Origin of the sequence: Acidovorax temperans, assembly GCF_028596105.1 — a bacterium.
GTDB lineage: Bacteria > Pseudomonadota > Gammaproteobacteria > Burkholderiales > Burkholderiaceae_C > Acidovorax > Acidovorax temperans.
Genome location: NZ_CP117193.1, coordinates 1,206,159 through 1,227,471, shown reverse-complemented (window position 1 = coordinate 1,227,471; position 21,313 = coordinate 1,206,159). Strand labels below are relative to the sequence as shown.

The following is a 21,313-nucleotide window of genomic DNA, read 5'->3' as shown; positions in this document are numbered from 1 at the left end:
ATAACAAGCGGACAGCCGTGCAAGGCAAGGCGTTGCGCATCTGAAGCCCCCGCATTTTTCCTGTCATAATTCCCACAGATCACCGGGCTGCATGCATTGGCAGCCGGACCAAGATCCCTGGCGAGCCGGACCTGCAAACAGCAGCCCATCCGGCATCAGCCCACCTCCCCCAAGATTCATACCAGCTCCGCCAAGGAGTCAATCCATGCACTTAAACGAACTCAAGGCACTGCACGTGTCTGAAGTCCTGAAGCAGGCCGAAGAACTCGAAATCGAAAACACGGGCCGCATGCGCAAGCAGGAGTTGATGTTTGCGATCATCAAGAAGCGCGCCAAGGCGGGTGAGCAGGTGTTTGCGGATGGTGTGCTGGAAATCCTGCCCGACGGTTTTGGCTTCTTGCGCAGCCCTGATACCAGCTTCACGGCCAGTACGGACGACATCTACATCAGCCCCAGCCAGGTGCGCCGCTTCAACCTGCACACCGGCGACATGATCGAAGGCGAAGTGCGCACGCCCAAGGACGGCGAGCGCTACTTTGCCCTGACCAAGCTGGATTCGGTCAACGGTGGCCCGCCAGAGCAGAACAAGCACAAGGTGATGTTCGAAAACCTGACGCCCCTGTTCCCCAAGGAACAGATGCGCCTGGAGCGCGACATCAAGGGCGACGAGAACATCACCGGCCGCATCATCGACATCATCGCGCCCATCGGCCGCGGCCAGCGCGCGCTGATCGTGGCCCCGCCCAAGAGCGGCAAGACGGTGATGATGCAGCACATCGCCCACGCCATCACCGCCAACAACCCCGACGTGCACCTGATGGTGCTGCTGGTGGACGAGCGCCCTGAAGAAGTGACCGAAATGCAGCGCACGGTCAAGGGCGAAATCATCGCCTCGACCTTCGATGAGCCCGCGGCCCGTCACGTTCACGTGGCTGAAATGGTGATCGAGCGCGCCAAGCGCCTGGTGGAGCTGAAGAAGGACGTGGTGATCCTGCTGGACTCGATCACCCGCCTGGCCCGCGCCTACAACAACGTCGTGCCGTCGAGCGGCAAGGTGCTGTCGGGCGGTGTGGACGCCGCTGCTCTGCAGCGCCCCAAGCGCTTCTTTGGCGCAGCCCGCAAGGTGGAAGAAGGCGGCTCGCTCACCATCATTGCCACGGCGCTGGTCGATACCGGCAGCCGCATGGACGAAGTGATCTTTGAAGAATTCAAGGGCACTGGCAATTGCGAAATCCACCTGAACCGCCGCCTGTACGAAAAGCGCGTGTTCCCCGCCATCGAGCTGAACAAGAGCGGCACACGCCGCGAAGAGTTGCTGCTGGCGCCCGAGATCTTGCAGAAGACCCGCATCCTGCGCCAGTTCATGTACAACATGGACGAAATCGAGTCGATGGAGCTGATGATCAAGAACATGAAGGCCACAAAAACGAATGTGGACTTCTTCGACATGATGCGTCGGGGCGGCTGATTTTTAGTGCCCTGCCTTGCACCCCGACTTGCTTCAAAGCGATGAACGGGGCATCTGAAAACAAGGCAAACAACAGTCTGTGCAATAATGGCGGGCTTTTTCTTGCGGAAAGTACATCGGACTGGCCGATGCGGCTCCCGCAGCTGACTCAAGGAAGATCATGAAAGAAGGCATTCACCCCAATTACCGCGAAGTGCTGTTCGTGGACCTGTCCAACGGCTTCAAGTTCGTGACCCGTTCCTGCGTGAACACCAAGGAAACCGAAACCTTCGAAGGCAAGGAATATCCTCTGTTCAAGCTGGATACCTCCTCTGAATCGCACCCCTTCTACACTGGCACACAAAAGTCGGTGGACAACATGGGTGGCCGCGTGGAGCGCTTCCGCAACCGTTTCGGCAAGACCGCAGCGAAGTAATTCGCGGCAATCCGCCAAAAAGGCAGCCCGGGCGACCGCGCTGCCTTTTTCTTTGGTTTTCCCTATATTCTTGGCAACCGCTCTGCCCGTTGCCCCGCCCTCCCCGTGACTCCACCCAACCCCGCCATCGTCAGCCAAAAAGCCGTACAGGCATTGCCACGCTGGGCGCTGTTGCTGCTGTGCCTGGCGTATGTGGTGCCCGGTTTTGTAGGGCGCGACCCGTGGAAAAGCGCAGACGTCACCGCGTTCGGCTACATGCTGGAGCTGGCCCAGGGCAAGACCTCCTGGTGGAACCCTCTGCTGGGCGGCATGGCGCCAGAGACAGACGGGCTGCTGCCCTATTGGCTGGGAGCGCTGGCAATCCAATGGGCGCCTGCAGGGCTCACCCCCGATATGGCGGCACGGCTGCCCTTCGCAGGGATGCTCGTACTCACGCTCATAGCCACCTGGTACGGGGTGTATTACCTGGCCCGAAGCCCTGCGGCGCAGCCCGTGGCGTTTGCTTTTGGCGGCGAGGCCCAGCCTACCGACTACGCCCGCGCGATGGCCGACGGAGGGCTGCTGGCCCTGCTGGCCTGCCTGGGGTTGGCCCAGCTGTCGCACGAAGCCACCAGCTACCTGGTGCAACTGTGCTGCACCACGCTGGTGTTCTTCGGATTTGCCGCGCTGGGCTTCCATACCGTAGCCCCTGCCCTGGCGCTGGCCGCCGGGCTGGCCGGGCTGACCCTGGCGGGTGCCCCTGCCCTGGCGGCCATGCTGGGCCTGGGCGGCGCTTGGCTGGTATGGCGCAGTGCCAGTGTGGACATTGCCCACCAGCGCAGATGGGTCGCAGCAACTTTGATTCTGGTGGCGGCTGCAGCGCTGATGGCGTGGCAGCTCGACCTGTGGCGCTGGCGACTGGTGGGCACGGATGCGGGCGGCAAAGAGTGGGCTAGCCTGGCCCGGCTGCTGCTGTGGTTTGGCTGGCCTGCGTGGCCCCTGGCCATCTGGACACTGTGGCGCTGGCGCAAGCAGATTGCCAGCACCCAATGGCACCGCCACCTGTGGTTGCCACTGTGGTTCTCGCTGGTATCGGTGGGCGCCACCATCAGCACAGCACCGGCAGACCGGGCTTTGCTGCTGGGCCTGCCCGCCATGGCCACGCTGGCAGCTTTTGCCCTGCCCACACTGAGCCGGGCGGTGGCTGCATTGATTGACTGGTTCACCCTGCTGTTTTTCAGCATCTCCACCTTGGCCATCTGGGTCATCTGGATCGCCATGCAGACCGGTGTACCAGCCAAACCAGCGGCCAACGTGGCCAAGCTGGCGCCTGGGTTCAGCCCATCGTTCTCGCTGTTCGCATTGCTGGTGGCGCTGGCAGCCTCGGTAGCGTGGTGCAGTTTGGTGTGGTGGCGTGCATCGCGCGACCGTGCCCCGATCTGGAAGAGCCTGGTGCTGCCCGCCAGCGGCGCTACCCTGGGTTGGCTGCTGCTGCTGACGTTGTGGCTGCCCTTGCTCAATTACGCGCGCAGCTACGCACCGCAGGTGCAAAACGTGGTGCGCTTGATGAATAACGCGCCCCAAGGCTGCGTACAAACCTACGGCCTGAGCCGTGGACAGATCGCGGCTTTCCAGTACCACGGCGGCATGAACCTGCAAGCGGCAGACCCCCAGGCCCACTGCGACTGGCTTCTGGTGGATTTGAACGCCTGGCCCGCCCCCCCAGGCATTGCCAAGACCAGCGACTGGGCAGAAGTGGCCATCGTGCCGCGCCCCACGGACAAGAACGACCAGCTTGTGCTGCTGCGCCGCGCGCAGGCCCCGCAATAAGCCGGGGCAGCTGCCAATCTGTAGCGCGGTAGCCCCATGGGCGCGTCTGCGCCGGCATTGCGCTGAAAATCAGCTGCTGCCATTCGCCATTGAGAACACAACCAACGCGCACCTTTCCGCAGCCCAGTGGGCTGCCAGCGCCGCCATTGAACCAACGCATGACCACGCCCCATCCGCGCCTTACCGACCAGTCTGCCGACCTGCCCAGCATTGCGCGCCATGCGGGCACCGTGCTGGCAGGCCAGTTGGCGGTGATGGCCTTTGGCGTAACGGACACCCTGGTGGCAGGCCGCGATGGAGAAGCCTCGCTGGCGGCGCTTTCGGTGGGCTCGGCCATCTTCATCAGCATCTATGTCGGGCTGATGGGTGTCTTGCAGGCGCTGATGCCCGTGTGGGCCCAGCAACGGGGTGCGGGCGATCTGCAGGGCATGGGTTTTTCGGTGCGGCAGTCGCTCTACCTGTGCATGGGGGCGTCGGCACTGGGCATGGCGGTACTGCTGTTTCCCGCACCGCTGCTGCGCTGGACGGAAATCCCTCCTGCCCTGCGTGCCGAGGTGGAGCAATACCTGGCCGTACTGGCCTTTGCGCTGCCTGCGGCGCTGCTGTTTCGGGTGTACAGCACCCTCAACCAGGCGTTGGGCAAACCCCAGCTGGTGACCTGGCTGCAAGTGGCATCGCTGTTCATCAAGGTCCCTTTGTCCATCTGGTTCACGCTGGGCGGCGCAGGCTTGCCCGCACAGGGCGTAGTGGGCTGCGCCTGGGCCACGCTGGTGGTCAACTACACCATGCTGGCCTTGGCGATATGGCTGCTGCGCACCCAAAGCATCTACACACCCTTGCAGCTCTGGCGCCCGCTGGAGCGGCCCCATGCCTCAACGCTGTCCGGCTTTTTGCAACTGGGCGTGCCCGCAGGGCTGGCCATCATGGTGGAAGTCACTTCCTTCACGCTGATGGCCTTGTTCATTGCACGCCAGGGCACCACGGCCGCCGCAGCACACCAGATTGCAGCCAACATGGCCGCATTGCTGTACATGGTGCCGCTGTCGCTGGCCATCGCCACCAGCACCCGCGTGAGTTACTGGCTGGGCGCTGGCCAGGCTCTGCGTGCGCAGCGCGTGGTTTATATAGGTTTTAGGCTTGCAGCGCTTACTGGAATTGCGCCAGCAGCTATATTATTTATAGCAAACCAAGAAGTTGCGTCTGTTTATTCCGACAGCCCCGCCGTGGCAGGTGTGGCGTCAGGGCTGCTGCTGTGGGTGGCGGCCTATCACCTGGCGGATGCATCGCAAACGCTGTGCGTCTTCGTGCTGCGAAGCTATCGCATCACCGTCGCCCCCTTGGCGGTGTATTGCGTATTGCTGTGGGGGCTGGGGCTGGGCGGCGGCTACCTGGTGGCCTACAGCGACACGGGGGTGTGGAGCAGCATGGCAGCATCACCCGCTGCGTTTTGGGCGTGCAGCGCCTTGGCACTGCTCGTCACCGCAGCGGCGTTTATGGTGATGCTGGCCAAGGCAGCAGCGCGTTCAACGCACCATGCATCAGCGTAGGCGGTTTGCGGGAAAGGTGACCGAAAAGGTGGAGCCTTTGCCCAGCTCGCTGGTGATATCGAGCGATGCGCCATGGCGTTGCAGTACATGCTTCACGATGGCCAGCCCCAGGCCAGTGCCACCCGTTTCGCGGGAGCGGCTGCGGTCCACGCGATAGAAGCGCTCCGTCAAACGCGGAATATGCTCGGGCGCAATGCCCGGGCCTGTGTCGCGCACGGAAAACCGCACCGCTCCGTCATGGGCCCGCTCCCAGGCCACGGTGATGGTGCCACCCGCAGGTGTGTAGCGAAGCGCGTTGCTGATGAGATTGGACAGCGCACTTTGCAGCTCTGTTGGAACGCCAGCGATCTCTCCCAGCGCACGCAGCTGTTCGGCTGGCGGAAATTCCAGCACATGCGGGCGCGCCTGGCTTTGTGTGAGCAATGCGGACAGCCCACGCGCCTCGTCCTCGCAGCGCTGCATCAGCGCCTGCACGGGCGTCCATTCAGTCATGCCCGGCAACGGGCTGCCTTCCAGCCGGGAGAGCGTGAGCAAGTCCTGCACCACGCTTTGCATGCGCGAGGCTTGCTGCGACATCATGCCCAGGTAGCGGTTGCGCTCCTGCGGGGAAAGCGGCAGCGTCTGAAGGGTTTCGATGAAGCCGATGAGCACCGTCAGAGGTGTGCGAATCTCGTGGGACACGTTGGCCACGAAATCGCGGCTCATGGCGTCGGCCTGCTCCAGTGCAGTGACGTCGCGTGAGAGCAGCAGCTTGCGCCCGTCGCCATACGGATGCAGGTGCACCGAAATGCGAACCGGTCTGGAAGGCTTGCTGTCGCGCCCCTGCAGCACCACGTCACGAGAAAAATCATGCGCCGCGTAATAGGCGCTGAAGTCAGGATCGCGCACCAGATTGCCAATGGACTGCATCACATCGCGCTGGGCGTCGATGCCAAACTGGCTGGCAGCAATCTGGTTGCACCACTCGATGTGGCCTTCGCTGTCGAGCAGCACCACCCCGTTGGGCGTGGCCTGCAGGGCCGCCAGAATCTCTTGCAAGCGGCTGTGGCTGTCTTGCTCCTTGGCCTCGCTCTGGCGCAGCAAGCGGCGAGCGCGGTCTGCAGCCTCACCCCACATGCCGCGCATGGAGGGCGCCGTAGCCAAGTCACCCGTCCGCAGCCACCGCAGCACCCGGGCGCCGCGCGACAAGTCCCACAAAAACCAGGCCCATGCGGCCACGGCAGCCCCCAGGGCCGCACCCCAAGGCCCCGCGCGCCACCAGCCCAAAGCACCACCTGCCAGCTGCCAAGTCAGAAAAAATACGAAACGCCAGAACATGGGGGACGCACAGCTTTCTCAAAAATACGCACAACCTCTACAGGGGCGCTTCCACCGTCCAATACTCAGGCCCGCAAGCACCACCGCGCCGAGAGGCCATGCCCCTGGCAAGCCATGCGCCCAACCGTGGTGATGAAGCACCCCAACAAAGGCCGCTGGGCCTGCTCAGGCGCGCAATAACGCCTGGGGTTGGGCGGTCAAACGATAACCCGCGCCCCGCACGGTCTCCACCATGGCCCCTGCGGCACCCAGGGCCTCGCGCAGACGCTTGACGTGAACGTCCACCGTGCGCTCTTCAATGAAAACGTGGTCGCCCCACACCTTGTCGAGCAACTGCGAACGGCTGTGCACACGCTCGGAGTGCTTCATCAGAAAGTGCAGCAGTTTGAACTCCGTGGGGCCCACCTTGAGGGGCTGTCCCTGGTAAGTCACGCGGTAGGTGGCCGCATCCAGCACCAGCTCACCAATCGTCATACTGTCGTTGACCTGCTCAGGCGCACGGCGGCGCAACACCGCGCGGATGCGGGCGAGCAATTCCTGCGTGGAAAACGGCTTGGTGATGTAGTCGTCCGCACCCGCATCGAGCCCGGCCACCTTGTCGGGCTCATCACCGCGCGCGGTGAGCATCAGGATGGGAATGGGCTTGAGGCGGCTGTCAGCACGCCACTTGCGGGCCAGCTGCAGCCCGCTTTGGCCGGGCAGCATCCAGTCCAGCAGGATGACGTCGGGCAGCACGGCGTCCAGCTCACGCTGGGCCGATTCGCCATCTTCTGACCAGATGGGCTGGAACCCGTTGTGCCGCAGGTTCACGGCAATCAACTCGGCAATCGCAGGTTCATCCTCAACGATCAAGACCCGGGGCATTTTCTTCATGGCTCTGCCCTTCCCTTACTGCAGCACAGCCGATTCAATATCGTTCATCGCGACGTGGCGCACGTCCTTGCCCTTGACCAGATAAATGATGAGTTCGGCCACATTTTTCGAGTGGTCACCGATGCGCTCAATGGCCTTGGCCAAAAAGAGCAGGTCCAGGCTGGCCGAGATGGTGCGGGGGTCTTCCATCATGTAAGTGACCAGCTTGCGCACAAACCCGTCGAACTCCTTGTCAATGAGGTCGTCTTCTTTCAGGATGTCCAGCGCCGCCTTGGTGTCGAGGCGAGCAAAGGCATCGAGTGCCTTGCGCAGCAGGCCGGAGGCAAGATCACCTGCCATGCGCAGGTCGCTGGAGGGCAACGAACGGGCTGCACCGCTTTCGATGATGGACTTGACCATGCGGGCCATCTTGTGCGCCTCGTCGCCCATGCGCTCCAGGTTGGCCGTGGCCTTGGAGAAGGCAATCAGCAAACGCAGATCGCGCGCAGTGGGCTGACGGCGGGCAATGATGGAGGAGAGTTCGTGGTCGATCTCCACTTCCATCGCGTTCACACGCTGCTCTATGGAGGCCACTTGCTCCACGGCTTCCATGCTGAATTGGGACAAGGCGTAAATCGCCTGGCGAATTTGCGACTCCACCAGGCCGCCCAGCTCCATCACGCGGGAAGAAACGCTGTTGAGCTCGCTGTCAAACTGGGTGGAGAGATGTTTTTCTGGCATGGTGTCTCCTCAGCCGAAACGGCCGGTGATGTAGTCTTCGGTTTCCTTGCGCTGGGGCTTGAAGAACATCTGCTCTGTTTCTCCAAACTCCACCAGATCGCCCAGGTACATATAGGCGGTGTAGTCACTGCAACGGGCTGCTTGCTGCATGTTGTGCGTCACGATGACCACGGTGTAGTCGTTCTTCAGCTCGGCAATCAGCTCTTCCACCTTGGCGGTAGAGATCGGGTCCAGCGCCGAGCAAGGCTCGTCGAGCAGCAACACTTCGGGCTTGATGGCAATGCCGCGCGCAATGCACAGGCGCTGCTGTTGGCCGCCCGAGAGGCTGGAGCCGCTCTGGTTGAGCTTGTCCTTCACTTCATTCCACAGCGCCGCCTTGCGCAGGGCCCACTCCACGCGGTCATCCATGTCGGTGGCGTTGAGGCTTTCGAACAGCTTCACACCAAAGGCAATGTTGTCGTAGATGGACATGGGGAACGGCGTGGGCTTCTGAAACACCATGCCCACCTTGGCGCGAACCAAAGCTACGTCTTGCTTGCTGGTGAGCAGGTTTTCGCCGTCCAGCACGATCTGGCCTTCAGCGCGCTGCTCGGGGTACAGCTCGAACATGCGGTTGAACGTACGCAGCAAGGTGGACTTGCCGCAGCCTGATGGACCGATGAAAGCCGTGACCTTGTTTTCGGGGATGTCCAGGTTGATGCCCTTGAGGGCGTGGAACTTGCCGTAATAGAAATTCAGATCACGAACCGTGATCTTGGCGTTGGCAGGAGCGGATGCTTGGATGGTGGAGGGCATGAATGTCTTCCTTGTTTATTTCTGGCGGGTCAAGACGCGCGCCAGTATGTTGAGACCGAGAACCGCAACCGTGATCAGGAACACGCCGGCCCATGCCAGCTCCTGCCAGTTCTCATACGGGCTCATCGCAAATTTAAAAATCGTGACCGGCAAGCTGGCCATGGGTTTGGACAGGTCAGCATTCCAGAACTGGTTGTTGAGGGCAGTAAACAGCAAAGGCGCTGTCTCGCCCGCAATACGTGCCACAGCCAGCAACACCCCAGTGATCACGCCAGCGCGTGCGGCACGCAAAGTGACCATGGTGATAACGCGCCACTTGGGTGTGCCCAGGGCGTAAGCCGCTTCGCGCAGGCTGGCAGGCACCAGCAACAGCATGTTCTCGGTGGTGCGGATGACCACCGGAATCACGATCAGCGCCAAGGCGAGAACGCCTGCGTAGCCTGAGAAGCTCTTGAAACGGGCTACCACCACGGCGTAGACGAACAGACCGATCACGATACTGGGAGCAGACAGCAGAATGTCGTTCACAAACCGGGTCGTGGCCGCCAGCCAGCTGCGCGACTCGTATTCAGCCAAGTAGATGCCGGCCATGATGCCGATGGGCGTGCCCACGAATGTGGCCAGCAACACCATGACCACGGAGCCGAAGATCGCATTGGAGATACCGCCGACCTCATTGGGCGGCGGCGTCATCTGCGTGAACAGCGCCACGCTCAGGCCACCCAGACCCAGGCGAATCGTCTCCCACAAAATCCACACCAGCCAGAACACGCCGAACAGCATGGCGGCCAGCGACAAGGTCAAGGCGATCTGGTTGACACGCTTGCGGCTGTTATAGCGAGCCAAGCGCGTTTGCGACAGCTCTGCCGCAGAAATCAGACGTTGAGAAGTACTCATGAGCGTGCCCCTTCACCCTTCTTGAGCTGCGAGAGCAACAACTTTGACAAAGACAGCACCACAAAGGTGATGAAGAAAAGAACCAGACCCAAGTAAATGAGCGAGGCTTGGTGGAGGCCCTCGCCAGCTTCCGCAAACTCATTGGCCAGCGCCGACGTGATGCTGTTGGCGGCTTCAAACACAGACAAGGAATCGAGCTGGTTCATATTGCCGATGACGAACGTCACGGCCATGGTCTCACCCAATGCGCGCCCCAGCCCCAGCATGATGCCGCCGAGCACGCCAGTCTTGGTGAAGGGAAGCACCACCTTCCACACCACTTCCCAGGTGGTCGCACCCAGACCGTAGGCAGATTCTTTGAGAAGCGCAGGCGTGACCTCGAACACATCACGCATCACCGACGCAATGAAGGGGATGATCATGATGGCCAGAATGATGCCGGCCGACAAAATGCCGATACCCACAGGTGGACCAGAGACAAAGGCACCCAAATACGGAATGCCGCTGAAAGCGGCTTGCAATGGCTGCTGGACAAAGCGCGCCAAAATCGGGCCAAACACCATGAGCCCCCACATGCCATACACGATGGAGGGCACCGCCGCCAGCAATTCAATGGCCGTGCCCAGGGGGCGCTTGAGCCAGGCGGGCGAGAGTTCTGTCAAGAAAAGCGCGATACCGAAACTCACCGGCACCGCAATCAGCAAAGCAATGGCCGAGGTGGCCAGGGTGCCGTAAATCATCACCAGGCCGCCGTACTCATTTTGTACGGGGTCCCAGACGCTTCGGGTCAAAAAGCTCAGACCATATTTTTCAATCGATGGCCAGGCCCCAAGCACCAACGAGACAAGAATGCCAATCAGCAGCAACAGGGTCAGCACGGCAGCGCCACGGGCCAACCAGCCAAAAATGCGGTCGGCCAGCATGCCAGAAATCAGAGGACGTGGGCGAGGTGGAGTGGTCCGTTGAGTACCACGTTCCGCCTGAGACGGGGGGGTTTGCGGGACCGGCAAGATAGTGGACACGTTGAGAGCCTTCTATGAACGCAATCAAGGGACTGGCTGGGCTCAATGCCCAGCCAGCCCGCACAGATCACTTGTAAGCGATAGCCTTGCCGGAAGTATCCTGGATAGCTGCCCAAGACTTCAGTATGGTTTCCTTCACGCTGTCAGGCATGGGCACATAGTCCAGGTCAGAAGCGGTCTTGTCACCTGTCTTGTAAGCCCATTCAAAGAACTTCAACGATGTAGCGGCTTGCACAGGCTTTTCTTGTGACTTCTGCATCAGAATGAACGTAGCACCAGTGATGGGCCACGATTCCTTGCCAGGCTGGTTGGTCAGGATCTGATAGAAGCTCTTGGCCCAATCAGCGCCCGCAGCGGCAGCCTTGAATGCGGAGTCATCAGGCGAAACAAACTGGCCTTCAGCATTTTGCATCTGCACGTAAGTCATCTTGTTCTGCTTGACGTATGCGTACTCCACATAGCCAATGGAGTTGGGCAGACGGCCCACAAATGCAGCCACGCCTTCGTTGCCCTTGCCACCCGCGCCGGTAGGCCAGTTCACAGCCGTGCCCTCACCCACTTTGGACTTCCACTCAGCGTTTACCTTGCTCAGGTAGTTCGTGAAGATGAAGCTGGTGCCGGAGCCGTCAGCGCGGCGAACCGGAGCGATCGAAGCGTCTGGCAGAGCCACGCCAGGGTTGAGCGCCTTGATAGCAGGATCACTCCAGTTGCTGATCTTGCCCAGGTAAATGTCACCCAGCACTTGGCCGCTGAGCTTGATCTGACCAGGAGCAATGCCCTTGATGTTGACCACGGGCACAACACCACCGATCACCGTAGGGAACTGAACCAGGCCCTTCTTGTTCAGGTCTTCGTCCTTCAAAGGAGCGTCAGAGGCACCAAAATCCACTGTCTTCGCCTCGATTTGACGCAGACCAGCGCCAGAGCCCACCGATTGGTAGTTGATCTTCACACCGGTGGCCTTGTTGTAATCAGAAGCCCACTTGGAATACAGAGGGGCAGGAAAGCTGGCTCCCGCGCCTGTTGCCTCTTGTTGCGCGAATGCGCTGGAAAAAGCACCTGCAGCAACCACACCGGCAACCAGAACTCGAATCGCGGACAGTTTCATGGATAAACCTCTAGAGTAGGTAAGTTGGGATATCCGTACTCTAGGAGCGCTCTATGACAGTGTTGTGACACAAAAAATGGATGTCACAAACTTTCGCTGCCGCATATTGCCCTGCAGCCCCCTCCTTCGAAAGCTTGCATCCTATCCAACCGAGCACCGTCAGCCCTCTTCCACAGCCGGCAGGCGTCACGCTACTGACACAAAGCCTCACTAACCTGCCGCCTATAGCCAAGCCCTCCCGCAGCGGAAGGCGTTGTGCCCCCCCAACCCTCCTTCGGCTCTTCCAAAGCACGCCACCCCATGCCCCACGTTGAGCACCCTCTTCCTCGCGCCGTCGCGCAGAACACTGCATCGCAAAAAACCTTGAACAACCGGAACACCCCCGCACCCAAGGGAAAAGACGCAGGCACCCGCGCACCCCTTTGGGGACGACGAGACTGGCTGCGCAGCACTTTAGCGATAGGAACCACCACTTTTGGCAGCAGTGCCTGGAGCCAAAGCGATAGCACCCGCAGTATTACCGTGGCGCAGGTGGTGGATATGTCGGCCACCCAGCAGGACATCAGTCGTGACTTTCTGACGGGTTCGCGTGCCGCGTGGGTGGACCTCAATGCCCGAGGCGGGGTACAGGGCAAGCCCGTGCAGCATCTGGTGCTAGAAACCGACGGCACCACAGCCCAACTGCAATCGGCATGGAAAACGGCACACCAGCAAGCCTCATGCGTTGCCTTGTCGGGCTGCGTGGGTAACGCAGCAACGCAGACGTTGGCACGCTATCAACTCGCGAGCGAAACCGCCTCCCCCCTGCCCTTGGTTGCCCCCTGGTTGCACCAGGCCGTGGAGGAAAAATCGACAGACACTGTTTTCGATGTCTTTGCCGACCTGCGGGCCCAAATCACCCATGCATTGAAGTCTCTGGCCTCCATGGGCGTACCAGAACTGGGCGTGGCCTATGCGACAGGCCAGGATACAGCCCTGGCGCAGGCAGCCGTTCGGCAGGCGGCACAGGAGCAGTCTGTCAAGGTCCAGCGCGTCCACAGCGCAGCTCAACTGACGCAGCCCATCGTGCTCTTTGTCGGAGGGACCCCAGAACTGCATGCTTTTGTGGGGCAACTGAAATTGCCAGCAGGGCGGCAGTGTTACGTGATTGCGCTGGCCGACGTCAATCTGCAGGTGCTGGCGCAGATGGGCAACCTGCCAAAGCGGGTGTCAATCATCGCCACACAAGCCGTTCCTCTGGTCTCGGCCAGCCTGCCCGTGGTACGCGCCTACCGCGAAGCACTGGCCAAGTTGTACGACGAACCCCCCTCGCCCCAAGGCTTGGCAGGTTTCATTGCAGCGCGGTACACGGCGGAGGTGCTGCAACAAATGACAGCACCTCTTACCAGGGCGAATGTTCTGGCTGCCTTGCAGCAACGTAAAGCACTCAATGTGGGCGGGTGGATACCCCCTTACCAAGACAAAAAACGCTCGGCGGCATTTGTCACCCAAAGCATGCTGTCGTCTGACGGCCGCATCGTAGGCTGAGCCAGGGACGCTCGTACGACCCAGGTGCTATGCTGGCTGACATCAACGCCAGAGAGACTTCGCGCACTGCGCCACCCCATGCAAAACGGAACACTGCTCGCCGCTGTGGATCTTGGATCCAACAGCTTTCGCCTGGAAATTGGCCGCTTCGAGCACGGTCACATACAACGTGTGGAATACCTCAAGGAAACCGTTCGCCAGGGCAACGGACTGGATGAAAACCGCAACCTGACGCAAGACGCCATGGAGCGTGGATGGGCATGCCTCGCAAGGTTCGCGGAGCGACTGGCAGGTTTTCCCCGCGAGCACGTCCGCGCCGTGGCCACGCAAACCCTGCGCGAAGCACGCAATCGCGAGGAATTTTTGACACGCGGCAGCGCCCTTCTGGGCTACCCGATTGATGTGGTTTCGGGTGTGGAGGAAGCACGCCTGATCTACCAAGGGGTGGCCCACATGCTGCCCCAGTCTGACGAGCGCCGTCTGGTGGTGGACATCGGGGGACGCTCCACGGAGTTCATTCTGGGACAGCAGTTCTCAGCCAATGCCGTTGCATCCTACCGGGTGGGTAGCGTGGCATGGTCTTCGCGGTATTTTCCTGACGGAGCATTCACGCCGCAGGCCTTCCTGGCTGCAGAAATTGCTGCCAAGGCGGTAATGGACGAAGCACTTTCCGTTTTCCAGAGAGATGCCTGGGAGGTTGCTTACGGATCTTCGGGCACAGCAGGTGCGGTTGGGGACATCCTGACGGCCATGGGTGGCCCCAAGGGACTGATCACCCGAGCGGGGTTGAATGCTCTGCAAGAAAAGCTCCTGCGCGCCCAAAGTGCCGACCGCGTGCGCATGGAGGGGCTGAAAGAAGATCGACGTGCGGTGATTGGAGGGGGTATTAGTGTGCTCCGCGCCGTGTTTGATTTGCTCGAAATCGAAGAAATGCAAGTGGCTCAAGGAGCATTGCGCCAAGGCGCACTCTACGACTTGCTGGATCGCGAGCAACCGGAAACAGACCTGCGCACCGCCACCGTGAATGCGCTCATGCAGAGATTCGCAGTAGATACCGCCCATGCCGAGCGCGTGGCAGCCACGGCCTGCGCGCTGTTCAGGCAAGCCGCCGCCCCAGACAGCGAAAGGGCCGAAAGAAAACTGGAGTGGGCAGCCAAGCTCCACGAAGTGGGGTGTCGTATTTCGCACAGCGACTACCACCGGCACGGCGCTTACATACTGGACAACACCGATGCGGCAGGCTTTGCCTTGCCGGAACTGCACCGTTTGGGCATCCTGGTGCTGGGGCAGCGCGGCAAGGTGCGCAAGCTGGAAGCAGATCTTTCGGACGCCTCCTTTGCTTTGCAATTGATCTGCCTGCGACTGGCAGTAGCGCTGTGCCACGCCAGGCGCGCGCCCGACATCACAGAGATGCAGTTGCGCATGGAGCCAGGGACCTTCACCCTGAAGATACCTTCGCGATGGCCCCAGGCATTCCCGCAGTCAGCGCATTTGTTGCAGGAAGAAATGGTGGCCTGGCAAAAAACGCCGTGGGAGCTGCGCGTGCAGGCTGATTGATGCGAAGCTTTAAACGGTATAAACTGTTTATACCGTTTAAGGAGAACCTAATGACCACTGCACCCGCTACAACGCCAACTGTTGCTGACAAGGAGCCCGTCAAGGCGGCAAAGCCCGTCGCTGCTGCCAAGCCCAAGAGCACTCCACTGACCACGACGACACCCAAGGTGGTCAAGGCAGAAGGCAGCAAAGTGACTGCCGTCAAGAAGCCTGCGGTTACCCCCAAGCCAAGCCCCGCCAAAGATGTGAAAGCCAAGAAGCCCAAGCTAGTGCGGGACAGCTTCACCATTCCCAAAGACGAATACGCGGTCATCGATGCTTTGAAAGAGCGCGCAGTGCGTCTTTCCCGCCCCGTCAAAAAAAGCGAACTGCTTCGCGCTGGACTGAAGCTGCTGGCAGGCCTTTCAGACACAGCGCTGTTTACCGCACTGGAGTCTGTGCCATCCATCAAGACCGGTCGCCCTACCAAAGAACCAGAGGCCACAGCGCAAGTCAAGCCTGGCAAGGCCCCCGCCAAAGCCAAGGCGCCATCCAAAGCGCGCTCGAAGTAACAAGGGCTGGACTGGGCCAGTTAAGAAGCTGGCCCGGCACTCCAGTCCTGTTCACGCACTGACGGGCGTTGGGCGAAAAAGAGGACTCACCGGCCTTCGAGGTCTTTCCAGGCCCTTTGCACTCAAAGATACTCTGGCGACTGCACTGTCATCAGCACGGTCTGGCTCTGCTCCAGGCGCTGCCGCTGGCGCAGCCACCACACCGCCCCCTTTCGCACAGCGCATTCTGGCGCTTGCATGCCCAGCAACTGCGCAATCACCTGCCCGAGCATAGGCTGATGGCCCACAACGAGAATTGAGCTCCGGGCGTTGGGCCATTGGGTCAGATCGAGCAGGTCTTGCGCGGTGCCACCTGGCAACAGTTCTGCACGCATTTTGAATTTACGGCCTAGTGCGGCCGCGGTTTGCTCCGTACGGCGTGCAGGGCTTGCAATGACCCTCAGGCCTTCTGGCAACTGCCGATCCAGCCAAGCCGCCACCTTCGCCGCCTGCTTTTCACCGCGAGGTGTCAACGCACGGGTCAGGTCATCCATTCCCTCACTCAACTCTTCAGCTTCGGCATGGCGCCACAAAATCAGATCCATTCGCGCTCCTTCATGCTGCAGCAGACGCTGCAGGGCCGTAGCGCCCCATCAGTGCGTTCTGCGCCCCGCGCCCTGTCGTTGGATGTGGCGCCCGTTGGTAAACACCGTTGGCAGCCTGTGTCCAGGCATCGCGGTCATCGTGCAAATAGGCCACCAAACACTCGTCAATGATCTGCTGGCGCAAGGCTGGATCGTTGACAGGCCACGCCAGTTCCACCCGCCGCATCATGTTGCGGTTCATCCAGTCAGCACTCGAAAGGTACAGGTCTTCTTGCTGAGCCACCCTGAAATAGAACACCCGGGTGTGTTCAAGAAAACGGCCAATGACAGATCGCACGCGGATGTTGTCGGTCAGGCCCGGAACCTGGGCCGCCAGCATGCAGGCCCCCCGCACAATGAGATCAATGCGGACCCCGCATTGCCCCGCCTTCACCAAAGCACGGATCAAGGCCTCGTCCGTCAAGGCGTTCATCTTGACGACTATGCGCGCATCCTCGCCACGGCTGGCAGCCTGGGCCACTTGGTCAATTTTCTCCAGCATGCGCCGCTGCAGATGAAAAGGCGCCAAGATCAGCTGGCGCAACTTGGGCGGACGGTTCTGACTGGCCAGATGGCTGAAGACACCATCCATGTCCGCAGTGATTTCCTCATCGGCAGTCAAGAAGCTCAGGTCCGTATACAGACGCGCCGTGCGCACGTTGTAGTTGCCGGTAGACAGGTGCCCATACCTGCGCAAACGGTTGCCCTCGCGGCGGGTCACCAGCAGCATCTTGGCGTGCGTCTTCAACCCGACAACACCGTAGACCACCTGGGCGCCCACCGACTCCAAAGCCTCTGCCCAGTTGATGTTGGCTTCCTCGTCAAAACGCGCCTTGAGCTCCACCACCGCCATGACTTCCTTGCCCCTGCGCACCGCTTCCGCCAGCAACTCCATCAGTTCGGAATCAGCACCCGTTCTGTAGATAGTCTGCTTGATCACCAGCACATGGGGGTCGTTCACCGCCTCGCGAAGGAAGGCTAACACCCCATCAAAGCTCTCGAAGGGCTGGTGGATAAGCACGTCCCGCTGACGCAATTGCTCCAGAATCGACACACCCGATTGCAATTGGCGAGGCCATGAGGCGCTCCAGGGCGGAAACAGCAATGCCGGATCGTTGACCAAATCCACCAGCTGACTCAGTCGCACCAAATTGACAGGCCCAGGGACGCGAAACAGAGTAGCTGGTGGCAGCGCAAATTGCTCTAGCAAAAAGTCTGACAGAAAGGCGGAGCAGCCTGCCGACACTTCCAGGCGCACGGCCTGACCGTAGTGCCGCTGCTGCAGCCCTTGCCGCAAAGCGGTTCGCAGGTTGCGCACGTCTTCTTCGTCCAGCGCCATGTCTGAATGACGGGTCACACGGAACTGTGAAAACTCGGTCACCTCACGTCCAGGGAACAGATCATCCAGATGGGCGCGCACGATGCTGGACAGACTGACAAAGCACATGCCAGTCGGTGTCACCTTGTCAGGCAGACGAACCAGCCGCGGCAGGGAGCGAGGCACTTTCACAATGGCGACCTCGTTCTCGCGCCCAAAAGCATCAGGGCCTCGCAGGCGCACGATGAAATTCAAGGACTTGTTGGCAACCTGCGGGAAGGGATGGGCGGGATCCAGCCCCACCGGAATCAGCAGAGGACGCACCTCTTTTTGAAAGTACTCCTGCACCCACCGCCGCTGCACTGCGCTGCGCTCCCCGTGGGGAACGATGCGAATTCCCTGGGCCGCAAACGACGGGCTCAATACATCGTTGTACAGCGCATATTGACGCATGACCAGTTGGTGAACAGCTGCCGAAAGCGACTCCAGAGAAGCCGGGCTGTAGATGCCTTTGGTGTCACCGGTCTTGGCCGCCGTGACATGCGGGGCCACCCGCACCTCAAAAAACTCATCCAAGTTGGATGAAACTATGCACAGATAACGCAGCCGTTCCAAAAGCGGTACGTCGGCACGCGCTGCCCAATCGAAGACACGTTCATTGAACGCCAGAATGCTCTGATCCCGATCCAAGAGCACATGCAAAAGATCGGAAGTTTTACGGCTTGCCGCTGGTATACCTCCACCGCGCGACACCCCTGCCTCTACCTCACCTGTGTGTCCGGGTTGATTCAAAGGCTTGTCCAAAGGCAGAGGAAGCATGGCGAAAGTAATCGGAAGCAGTCAATCCAGTGCAGGATAGGCTATTCAGATGACAAAGGTGTGACAGGTTTTGTGACGAATTTTTTAGGTGTCACAAAGCCATTTGCTGGCACGAGATGATCCAAAAACTGCTCTGCCGCAGTCTCCCAGGTGAAATGCATGGCACGCTGACGGGCTTCATGGCGCGGTACTCGCAGCGCTTGTTGACATGCTTGAAGCAGGTCTTCGTCTAACACCCCACCCTGGGGTTTGGCGCCTTCGTGAGCGCCAAGGACTTCCCTGGGCCCTTCTACGGGAAAAGCTGCCACAGGCGTTCCGCAGGCCATGGCCTCCAGCATCACCAAGCCGAAGGTTTCAGACCGACTCGGAAAGACAAAGACATCGGCGCTCGCGTACACCTCAGCCAGCGCTGTCCGATCAAGAATTCCCAGCCACCGCACGTGGGGGTAACGGGCACGCAACCCAGCTTCAAGTGGCCCCACACCACACACCACCTTCGTACCGGGCGTCTCCATTTGCAAAAAAGCTTCAATGTTCTTTTCGTACGAAACCCGCCCAACATACAAACAGACTGGATGTGCGAGCGGGCCAGTCAGCGTAGACACCTTGGTAGCTGGCTCAAAAGGAAACAACTGGGTATCTACCCCATGCGTCCATGAACGCAAGTGGCGAAAGCCGCGCCGCGCCAACATGTTCAGTACCTCCCGTGTGGGAACCATAACCCCTGCAGACGGACGGTGAAAATGTCGAAATAACGCATAGCCCCAGGCAAGCGGAATCCGCAAAGCAGCGTGCAAAATTTCGGGGAATCGGGTGTGGAAAGCCGTGGTGAACGAAAGCCCGTTGCGTATACAGTACTTGCGCCCGGCCCACCCCAAGGGGCCTTCTGTGGCCAGGTGGATGGCATCAGGGTGCCACTGCTCCAATTGCATGGCCAATTTTTTGAAAGGTCGCACGGCAAGATCAATTCCCGCGTAGCCTGGGCAGGGGCGCGTACGAAAGAGACCCGGATGAATGACCCGCACCTCATGCCCACGCTGCTCTAGCTGCCGCACCAACTCCACCAGCGTGGTCACCACGCCGTTGACCTGGGGCATCCATGCGTCTGTGACCAGGGCGATTTTCATGCCGACACCCCTTCTTGCCCCACAGGGGCTGTGAATCCGGCCGCGAGGTGCTGATGCCAATGCACCAACTCCAGGCGTCCATCACGGTGCTCGACCAAAGCCGTACAGCTCTCGACCCAGTCGCCATCATTGCAATAGAGCACACCGCCAATTTCGCGCATCTCCGCGCGGTGAATATGGCCGCAAACGACCCCCTGGTGACCTCGGCGAAGCGCTTCGGCAGCAACGGCTTCCTCAAAATCAGTCACGTAGTTCAACGCCTTCTTTACCTTGCCTTTGAGGTACGCAGACAAGGACCAATAAGGTAAGCCCGCCCTTGCTCGCAAGCTATTGAGATAACGGTTGAGCTTGAGAGAAAACTCGTAAAGGTTGTCACCGAGATAGGCCAGCCACTTCGCGCACTGGATTACCCCGTCGAAATAATCGCCATGGATGACCCACAGGCTGCGCCCATCGGCAGTGGTGTGTACGGCTTCGTTGACCACCTGGATGCCCCCAAAGGAGTGCCCCTCGAACGCACGCGCAAACTCGTCGTGGTTTCCGGGCACAAATACGATGCGACAGCCTTTTCTGGCTTGCCTGAGCAACTTTTGTACGACATCGTTGTGCAACTGCGGCCAAAACCAGCGACGCCGCAGCTGCCAGCCATCCACAATATCTCCTACCAAGTACAGAGAATCACAAGTGTGGTGGCGCAAAAACTCCAGCAATGCTGCCGCCTGACAGCCGGGCGTTCCCAGATGCAAGTCTGAGATGAACACGGCCCGATATCGGGGACCCGTTTCGCACTCTTTGCTCGACTCGTCCGGGAGCTGGTGCAGCCGAAATGCCATACCCGAATCCCAGCCACCCAGCAAATCCCAGGGCGCACGCATCAAGCACCCAGAAAGTGCTTGCGATACCGGGGATGCAGATCGCCCAAGCGCATGAGCATGGGCAAATCGGCGGTGTTGAAATCGGGGTCCCAGGCAGGAGCTCCCAGCACACGAGCGCCCAGGCGCAAGTACCCTTTGATCAATGCGGGAGGTTCTGTGGCAATGGAGCTGTCAAGCCGCTCCACCGGCAGCGGCAGGCGAGGCCGAACGTGGTATTCGATGGGGGCCAGATGGGTTTGGCGTAATTGGTGCCAGATGCTAGCGGCCACATCCCCGCTGACCACACCGTTGTGCAGCATGGGAATGCTGGCGCACCCAATCATGGTGTCCAGTTGGTTGCGGACCATAAAGTCAGCCAGCGCACCCCACAAAGCCATGATGACACCCCCATGGCGATGGTCTGGATGCACACAGCTACGCCCAAGCTCCACCATCCGGGAACGCAGACTGCGCAAGCGTGTCAGATCAAACTCGGTGTCGCTATAGGTACTGCCCACCCGCTGGGCCTGCGCTGGAGTCAAGACGCGATAGGTGCCAATCACCGCCTGGCTGGCTTCGTCGAGCACCAGCAGGTGCTCGCAAAAGTCATCGAACAAATCGACGTCATGCCCCGGGACAGTGGTGGACAACCGGGCGCCCATTTCCAGTCCGAAGACCTCAAAACGCAACTTTTGGGCCTGCCTCACCTCATCAAGGTGACGGGCCCACCGGACCTGGATACCTGCAGACGCCGGTTTTGCAATACCCCATGTGGCACTACTGGATCCAGAGGAAGCAACGGAGCCACTGGTGGCTGTATCTGAAATAGACAATAAGCCTTTGAGTGAGGGCTCTTGCATGAGTAGGCTCCTTCGTTCAACCCGAGAATCTGAAGCCAGGCTGGAGTACCAACCTGACATGTCTAAACTTGAGTGTGAAAGAGCCTCGTGACATCGCTGTTGCAAT

The 21,313-nt window shown here is 60.3% G+C and carries 19 protein-coding genes; 7 read left to right on the top strand and 12 right to left on the bottom strand.

Annotation, left to right across the window (positions count from 1 at the left end; all coding sequences use genetic code 11):
* Nucleotides 1–205: 205 nt before the first annotated feature.
* The 4 genes from rho (at nt 206) to PQV96_RS05720 (ending at nt 5,239) form a co-directional block, all read left to right on the top strand.
* On the top strand, nt 206–1,468 hold the full coding sequence (rho, locus tag PQV96_RS05735; RefSeq protein ID WP_207373253.1) for a transcription termination factor Rho: 1,263 nt from the start codon (nt 206–208) through the stop codon (nt 1,466–1,468).
* Between the two features lie 160 nt (nt 1,469–1,628).
* Nucleotides 1,629–1,883 carry a type B 50S ribosomal protein L31 gene (locus tag PQV96_RS05730; protein WP_044396829.1) on the top strand — a complete coding sequence of 85 codons (255 nt, stop codon included), beginning with the start codon at nt 1,629–1,631 and terminating at the stop codon, nt 1,881–1,883.
* A 105-nt stretch (nt 1,884–1,988) separates the two neighbouring features.
* Nucleotides 1,989–3,692, top strand: a complete 1,704-nt coding sequence (locus tag PQV96_RS05725; RefSeq protein WP_207373254.1) for a hypothetical protein — start codon at nt 1,989–1,991, stop codon at nt 3,690–3,692.
* Between the two features lie 158 nt (nt 3,693–3,850).
* Nucleotides 3,851–5,239 carry an MATE family efflux transporter gene (locus tag PQV96_RS05720; protein WP_207373255.1) on the top strand — a complete coding sequence of 463 codons (1,389 nt, stop codon included), beginning with the start codon at nt 3,851–3,853 and terminating at the stop codon, nt 5,237–5,239.
* On the opposite strand, the gene phoR is transcribed toward PQV96_RS05720, so the two are convergent.
* The 7 genes from phoR to pstS all read right to left on the bottom strand — a co-directional run bounded on the left by phoR (nt 5,231) and on the right by pstS (nt 11,971).
* Nucleotides 5,231–6,556, bottom strand: a complete 1,326-nt coding sequence (phoR, locus tag PQV96_RS05715) for a phosphate regulon sensor histidine kinase PhoR (RefSeq protein WP_207373256.1) — start codon at nt 6,554–6,556, stop codon at nt 5,231–5,233. The genes PQV96_RS05720 and phoR overlap by 9 nt on opposite strands.
* A 165-nt stretch (nt 6,557–6,721) precedes the next feature.
* The gene (gene phoB, locus PQV96_RS05710) at nt 6,722–7,429 is read right to left on the bottom strand and encodes a phosphate regulon transcriptional regulator PhoB (protein ID WP_273624799.1); all 708 of its coding nucleotides are present in this window, start codon (nt 7,427–7,429) and stop codon (nt 6,722–6,724) included.
* Between the two features lie 15 nt (nt 7,430–7,444).
* Nucleotides 7,445–8,149, bottom strand: a complete 705-nt coding sequence (phoU, locus tag PQV96_RS05705; protein WP_273624798.1) for a phosphate signaling complex protein PhoU — start codon at nt 8,147–8,149, stop codon at nt 7,445–7,447.
* A gap of 9 nt (nt 8,150–8,158) precedes the next feature.
* A complete protein-coding gene (gene pstB, locus PQV96_RS05700; RefSeq protein WP_066694838.1) occupies nt 8,159–8,944 on the bottom strand; it encodes a phosphate ABC transporter ATP-binding protein PstB in 786 nt (261 codons plus the stop codon).
* Nucleotides 8,945–8,959: 15 nt separating this feature from the next.
* Entirely contained in the window at nt 8,960–9,841 is an 882-nt protein-coding gene (gene pstA / locus PQV96_RS05695) for a phosphate ABC transporter permease PstA (protein WP_044396838.1), read from the bottom strand.
* Nucleotides 9,838–10,764: a phosphate ABC transporter permease subunit PstC gene (gene pstC / locus PQV96_RS05690; RefSeq protein ID WP_244938975.1), complete on the bottom strand. Its 927-nt coding sequence runs from the start codon at nt 10,762–10,764 to the stop codon at nt 9,838–9,840. Before pstC ends, pstA begins: the two co-directional genes overlap by 4 nt.
* Nucleotides 10,765–10,930: 166 nt before the next feature.
* Nucleotides 10,931–11,971: a phosphate ABC transporter substrate-binding protein PstS gene (gene pstS / locus PQV96_RS05685; RefSeq protein WP_273624797.1), complete on the bottom strand. Its 1,041-nt coding sequence runs from the start codon at nt 11,969–11,971 to the stop codon at nt 10,931–10,933.
* A gap of 363 nt (nt 11,972–12,334) precedes the next feature.
* On the opposite strand from pstS, the gene PQV96_RS05680 reads away from it, so the two are divergent.
* From PQV96_RS05680 to PQV96_RS05670, 3 genes are all read left to right on the top strand, one after another.
* Nucleotides 12,335–13,498 (top strand): ABC transporter substrate-binding protein, encoded by a 1,164-nt coding sequence (locus tag PQV96_RS05680; protein ID WP_273625227.1) that lies wholly within the window; start codon nt 12,335–12,337, stop codon nt 13,496–13,498.
* A gap of 78 nt (nt 13,499–13,576) precedes the next feature.
* Nucleotides 13,577–15,055 (top strand): Ppx/GppA phosphatase family protein, encoded by a 1,479-nt coding sequence (locus PQV96_RS05675; protein ID WP_273624796.1) that lies wholly within the window; start codon nt 13,577–13,579, stop codon nt 15,053–15,055.
* A 50-nt stretch (nt 15,056–15,105) separates the two neighbouring features.
* Nucleotides 15,106–15,606: a hypothetical protein gene (locus tag PQV96_RS05670; RefSeq protein ID WP_207373259.1), complete on the top strand. Its 501-nt coding sequence runs from the start codon at nt 15,106–15,108 to the stop codon at nt 15,604–15,606.
* Between the two features lie 122 nt (nt 15,607–15,728).
* Here the strand turns inward: PQV96_RS05670 and PQV96_RS05665 are convergent, their stop codons facing one another.
* Genes PQV96_RS05665 through PQV96_RS05645 form a run of 5 tightly spaced genes read right to left on the bottom strand, consistent with a single transcriptional unit; the run spans nt 15,729 to nt 21,207 of the window.
* Nucleotides 15,729–16,190: a SixA phosphatase family protein gene (locus PQV96_RS05665; protein ID WP_273624795.1), complete on the bottom strand. Its 462-nt coding sequence runs from the start codon at nt 16,188–16,190 to the stop codon at nt 15,729–15,731.
* Between the two features lie 10 nt (nt 16,191–16,200).
* Nucleotides 16,201–18,366 (bottom strand): polyphosphate kinase 1, encoded by a 2,166-nt coding sequence (gene ppk1, locus PQV96_RS05660; RefSeq protein WP_273624794.1) that lies wholly within the window; start codon nt 18,364–18,366, stop codon nt 16,201–16,203.
* 41 nt (nt 18,367–18,407) lie between these two features.
* Complete coding sequence (locus PQV96_RS05655) at nt 18,408–19,493, bottom strand: glycosyltransferase family 4 protein (RefSeq protein ID WP_273624793.1); 1,086 nt, start codon at nt 19,491–19,493, stop codon at nt 18,408–18,410.
* Nucleotides 19,490–20,326, bottom strand: a complete 837-nt coding sequence (locus PQV96_RS05650; protein WP_420482188.1) for a UDP-2,3-diacylglucosamine diphosphatase — start codon at nt 20,324–20,326, stop codon at nt 19,490–19,492. Before PQV96_RS05650 ends, PQV96_RS05655 begins: the two co-directional genes overlap by 4 nt.
* A 41-nt stretch (nt 20,327–20,367) precedes the next feature.
* The gene (locus PQV96_RS05645; RefSeq protein ID WP_273624791.1) at nt 20,368–21,207 is read right to left on the bottom strand and encodes a GNAT family N-acetyltransferase; all 840 of its coding nucleotides are present in this window, start codon (nt 21,205–21,207) and stop codon (nt 20,368–20,370) included.
* Between the last annotated feature and the right edge of the window lie 106 nt (nt 21,208–21,313).

What these genes read in the sequence shown, in the direction of transcription:
- rho (WP_207373253.1), top strand. Translation starts at nt 206, where the DNA reads ATGCACTTAAACGAACTCAAGGCACTGCACGTGTCTGAAGTCCTGAAG.
- PQV96_RS05730 (WP_044396829.1), top strand. Translation starts at nt 1,629, where the DNA reads ATGAAAGAAGGCATTCACCCCAATTACCGCGAAGTGCTGTTCGTGGAC.
- PQV96_RS05720 (WP_207373255.1), top strand. Translation starts at nt 3,851, where the DNA reads ATGACCACGCCCCATCCGCGCCTTACCGACCAGTCTGCCGACCTGCCC.
- phoR (WP_207373256.1), bottom strand. Translation starts at nt 6,556, where the DNA reads ATGTTCTGGCGTTTCGTATTTTTTCTGACTTGGCAGCTGGCAGGTGGT.
- phoB (WP_273624799.1), bottom strand. Translation starts at nt 7,429, where the DNA reads ATGAAGAAAATGCCCCGGGTCTTGATCGTTGAGGATGAACCTGCGATT.
- phoU (WP_273624798.1), bottom strand. Translation starts at nt 8,149, where the DNA reads ATGCCAGAAAAACATCTCTCCACCCAGTTTGACAGCGAGCTCAACAGC.
- pstB (WP_066694838.1), bottom strand. Translation starts at nt 8,944, where the DNA reads ATGCCCTCCACCATCCAAGCATCCGCTCCTGCCAACGCCAAGATCACG.
- pstA (WP_044396838.1), bottom strand. Translation starts at nt 9,841, where the DNA reads ATGAGTACTTCTCAACGTCTGATTTCTGCGGCAGAGCTGTCGCAAACG.
- pstC (WP_244938975.1), bottom strand. Translation starts at nt 10,764, where the DNA reads ATGCTGGCCGACCGCATTTTTGGCTGGTTGGCCCGTGGCGCTGCCGTG.
- pstS (WP_273624797.1), bottom strand. Translation starts at nt 11,971, where the DNA reads ATGAAACTGTCCGCGATTCGAGTTCTGGTTGCCGGTGTGGTTGCTGCA.
- PQV96_RS05675 (WP_273624796.1), top strand. Translation starts at nt 13,577, where the DNA reads ATGCAAAACGGAACACTGCTCGCCGCTGTGGATCTTGGATCCAACAGC.
- PQV96_RS05670 (WP_207373259.1), top strand. Translation starts at nt 15,106, where the DNA reads ATGACCACTGCACCCGCTACAACGCCAACTGTTGCTGACAAGGAGCCC.
- PQV96_RS05665 (WP_273624795.1), bottom strand. Translation starts at nt 16,190, where the DNA reads ATGGATCTGATTTTGTGGCGCCATGCCGAAGCTGAAGAGTTGAGTGAG.
- ppk1 (WP_273624794.1), bottom strand. Translation starts at nt 18,366, where the DNA reads ATGCTTCCTCTGCCTTTGGACAAGCCTTTGAATCAACCCGGACACACA.
- PQV96_RS05655 (WP_273624793.1), bottom strand. Translation starts at nt 19,493, where the DNA reads ATGAAAATCGCCCTGGTCACAGACGCATGGATGCCCCAGGTCAACGGC.
- PQV96_RS05650 (WP_420482188.1), bottom strand. Translation starts at nt 20,326, where the DNA reads ATGGCATTTCGGCTGCACCAGCTCCCGGACGAGTCGAGCAAAGAGTGC.
- PQV96_RS05645 (WP_273624791.1), bottom strand. Translation starts at nt 21,207, where the DNA reads ATGCAAGAGCCCTCACTCAAAGGCTTATTGTCTATTTCAGATACAGCC.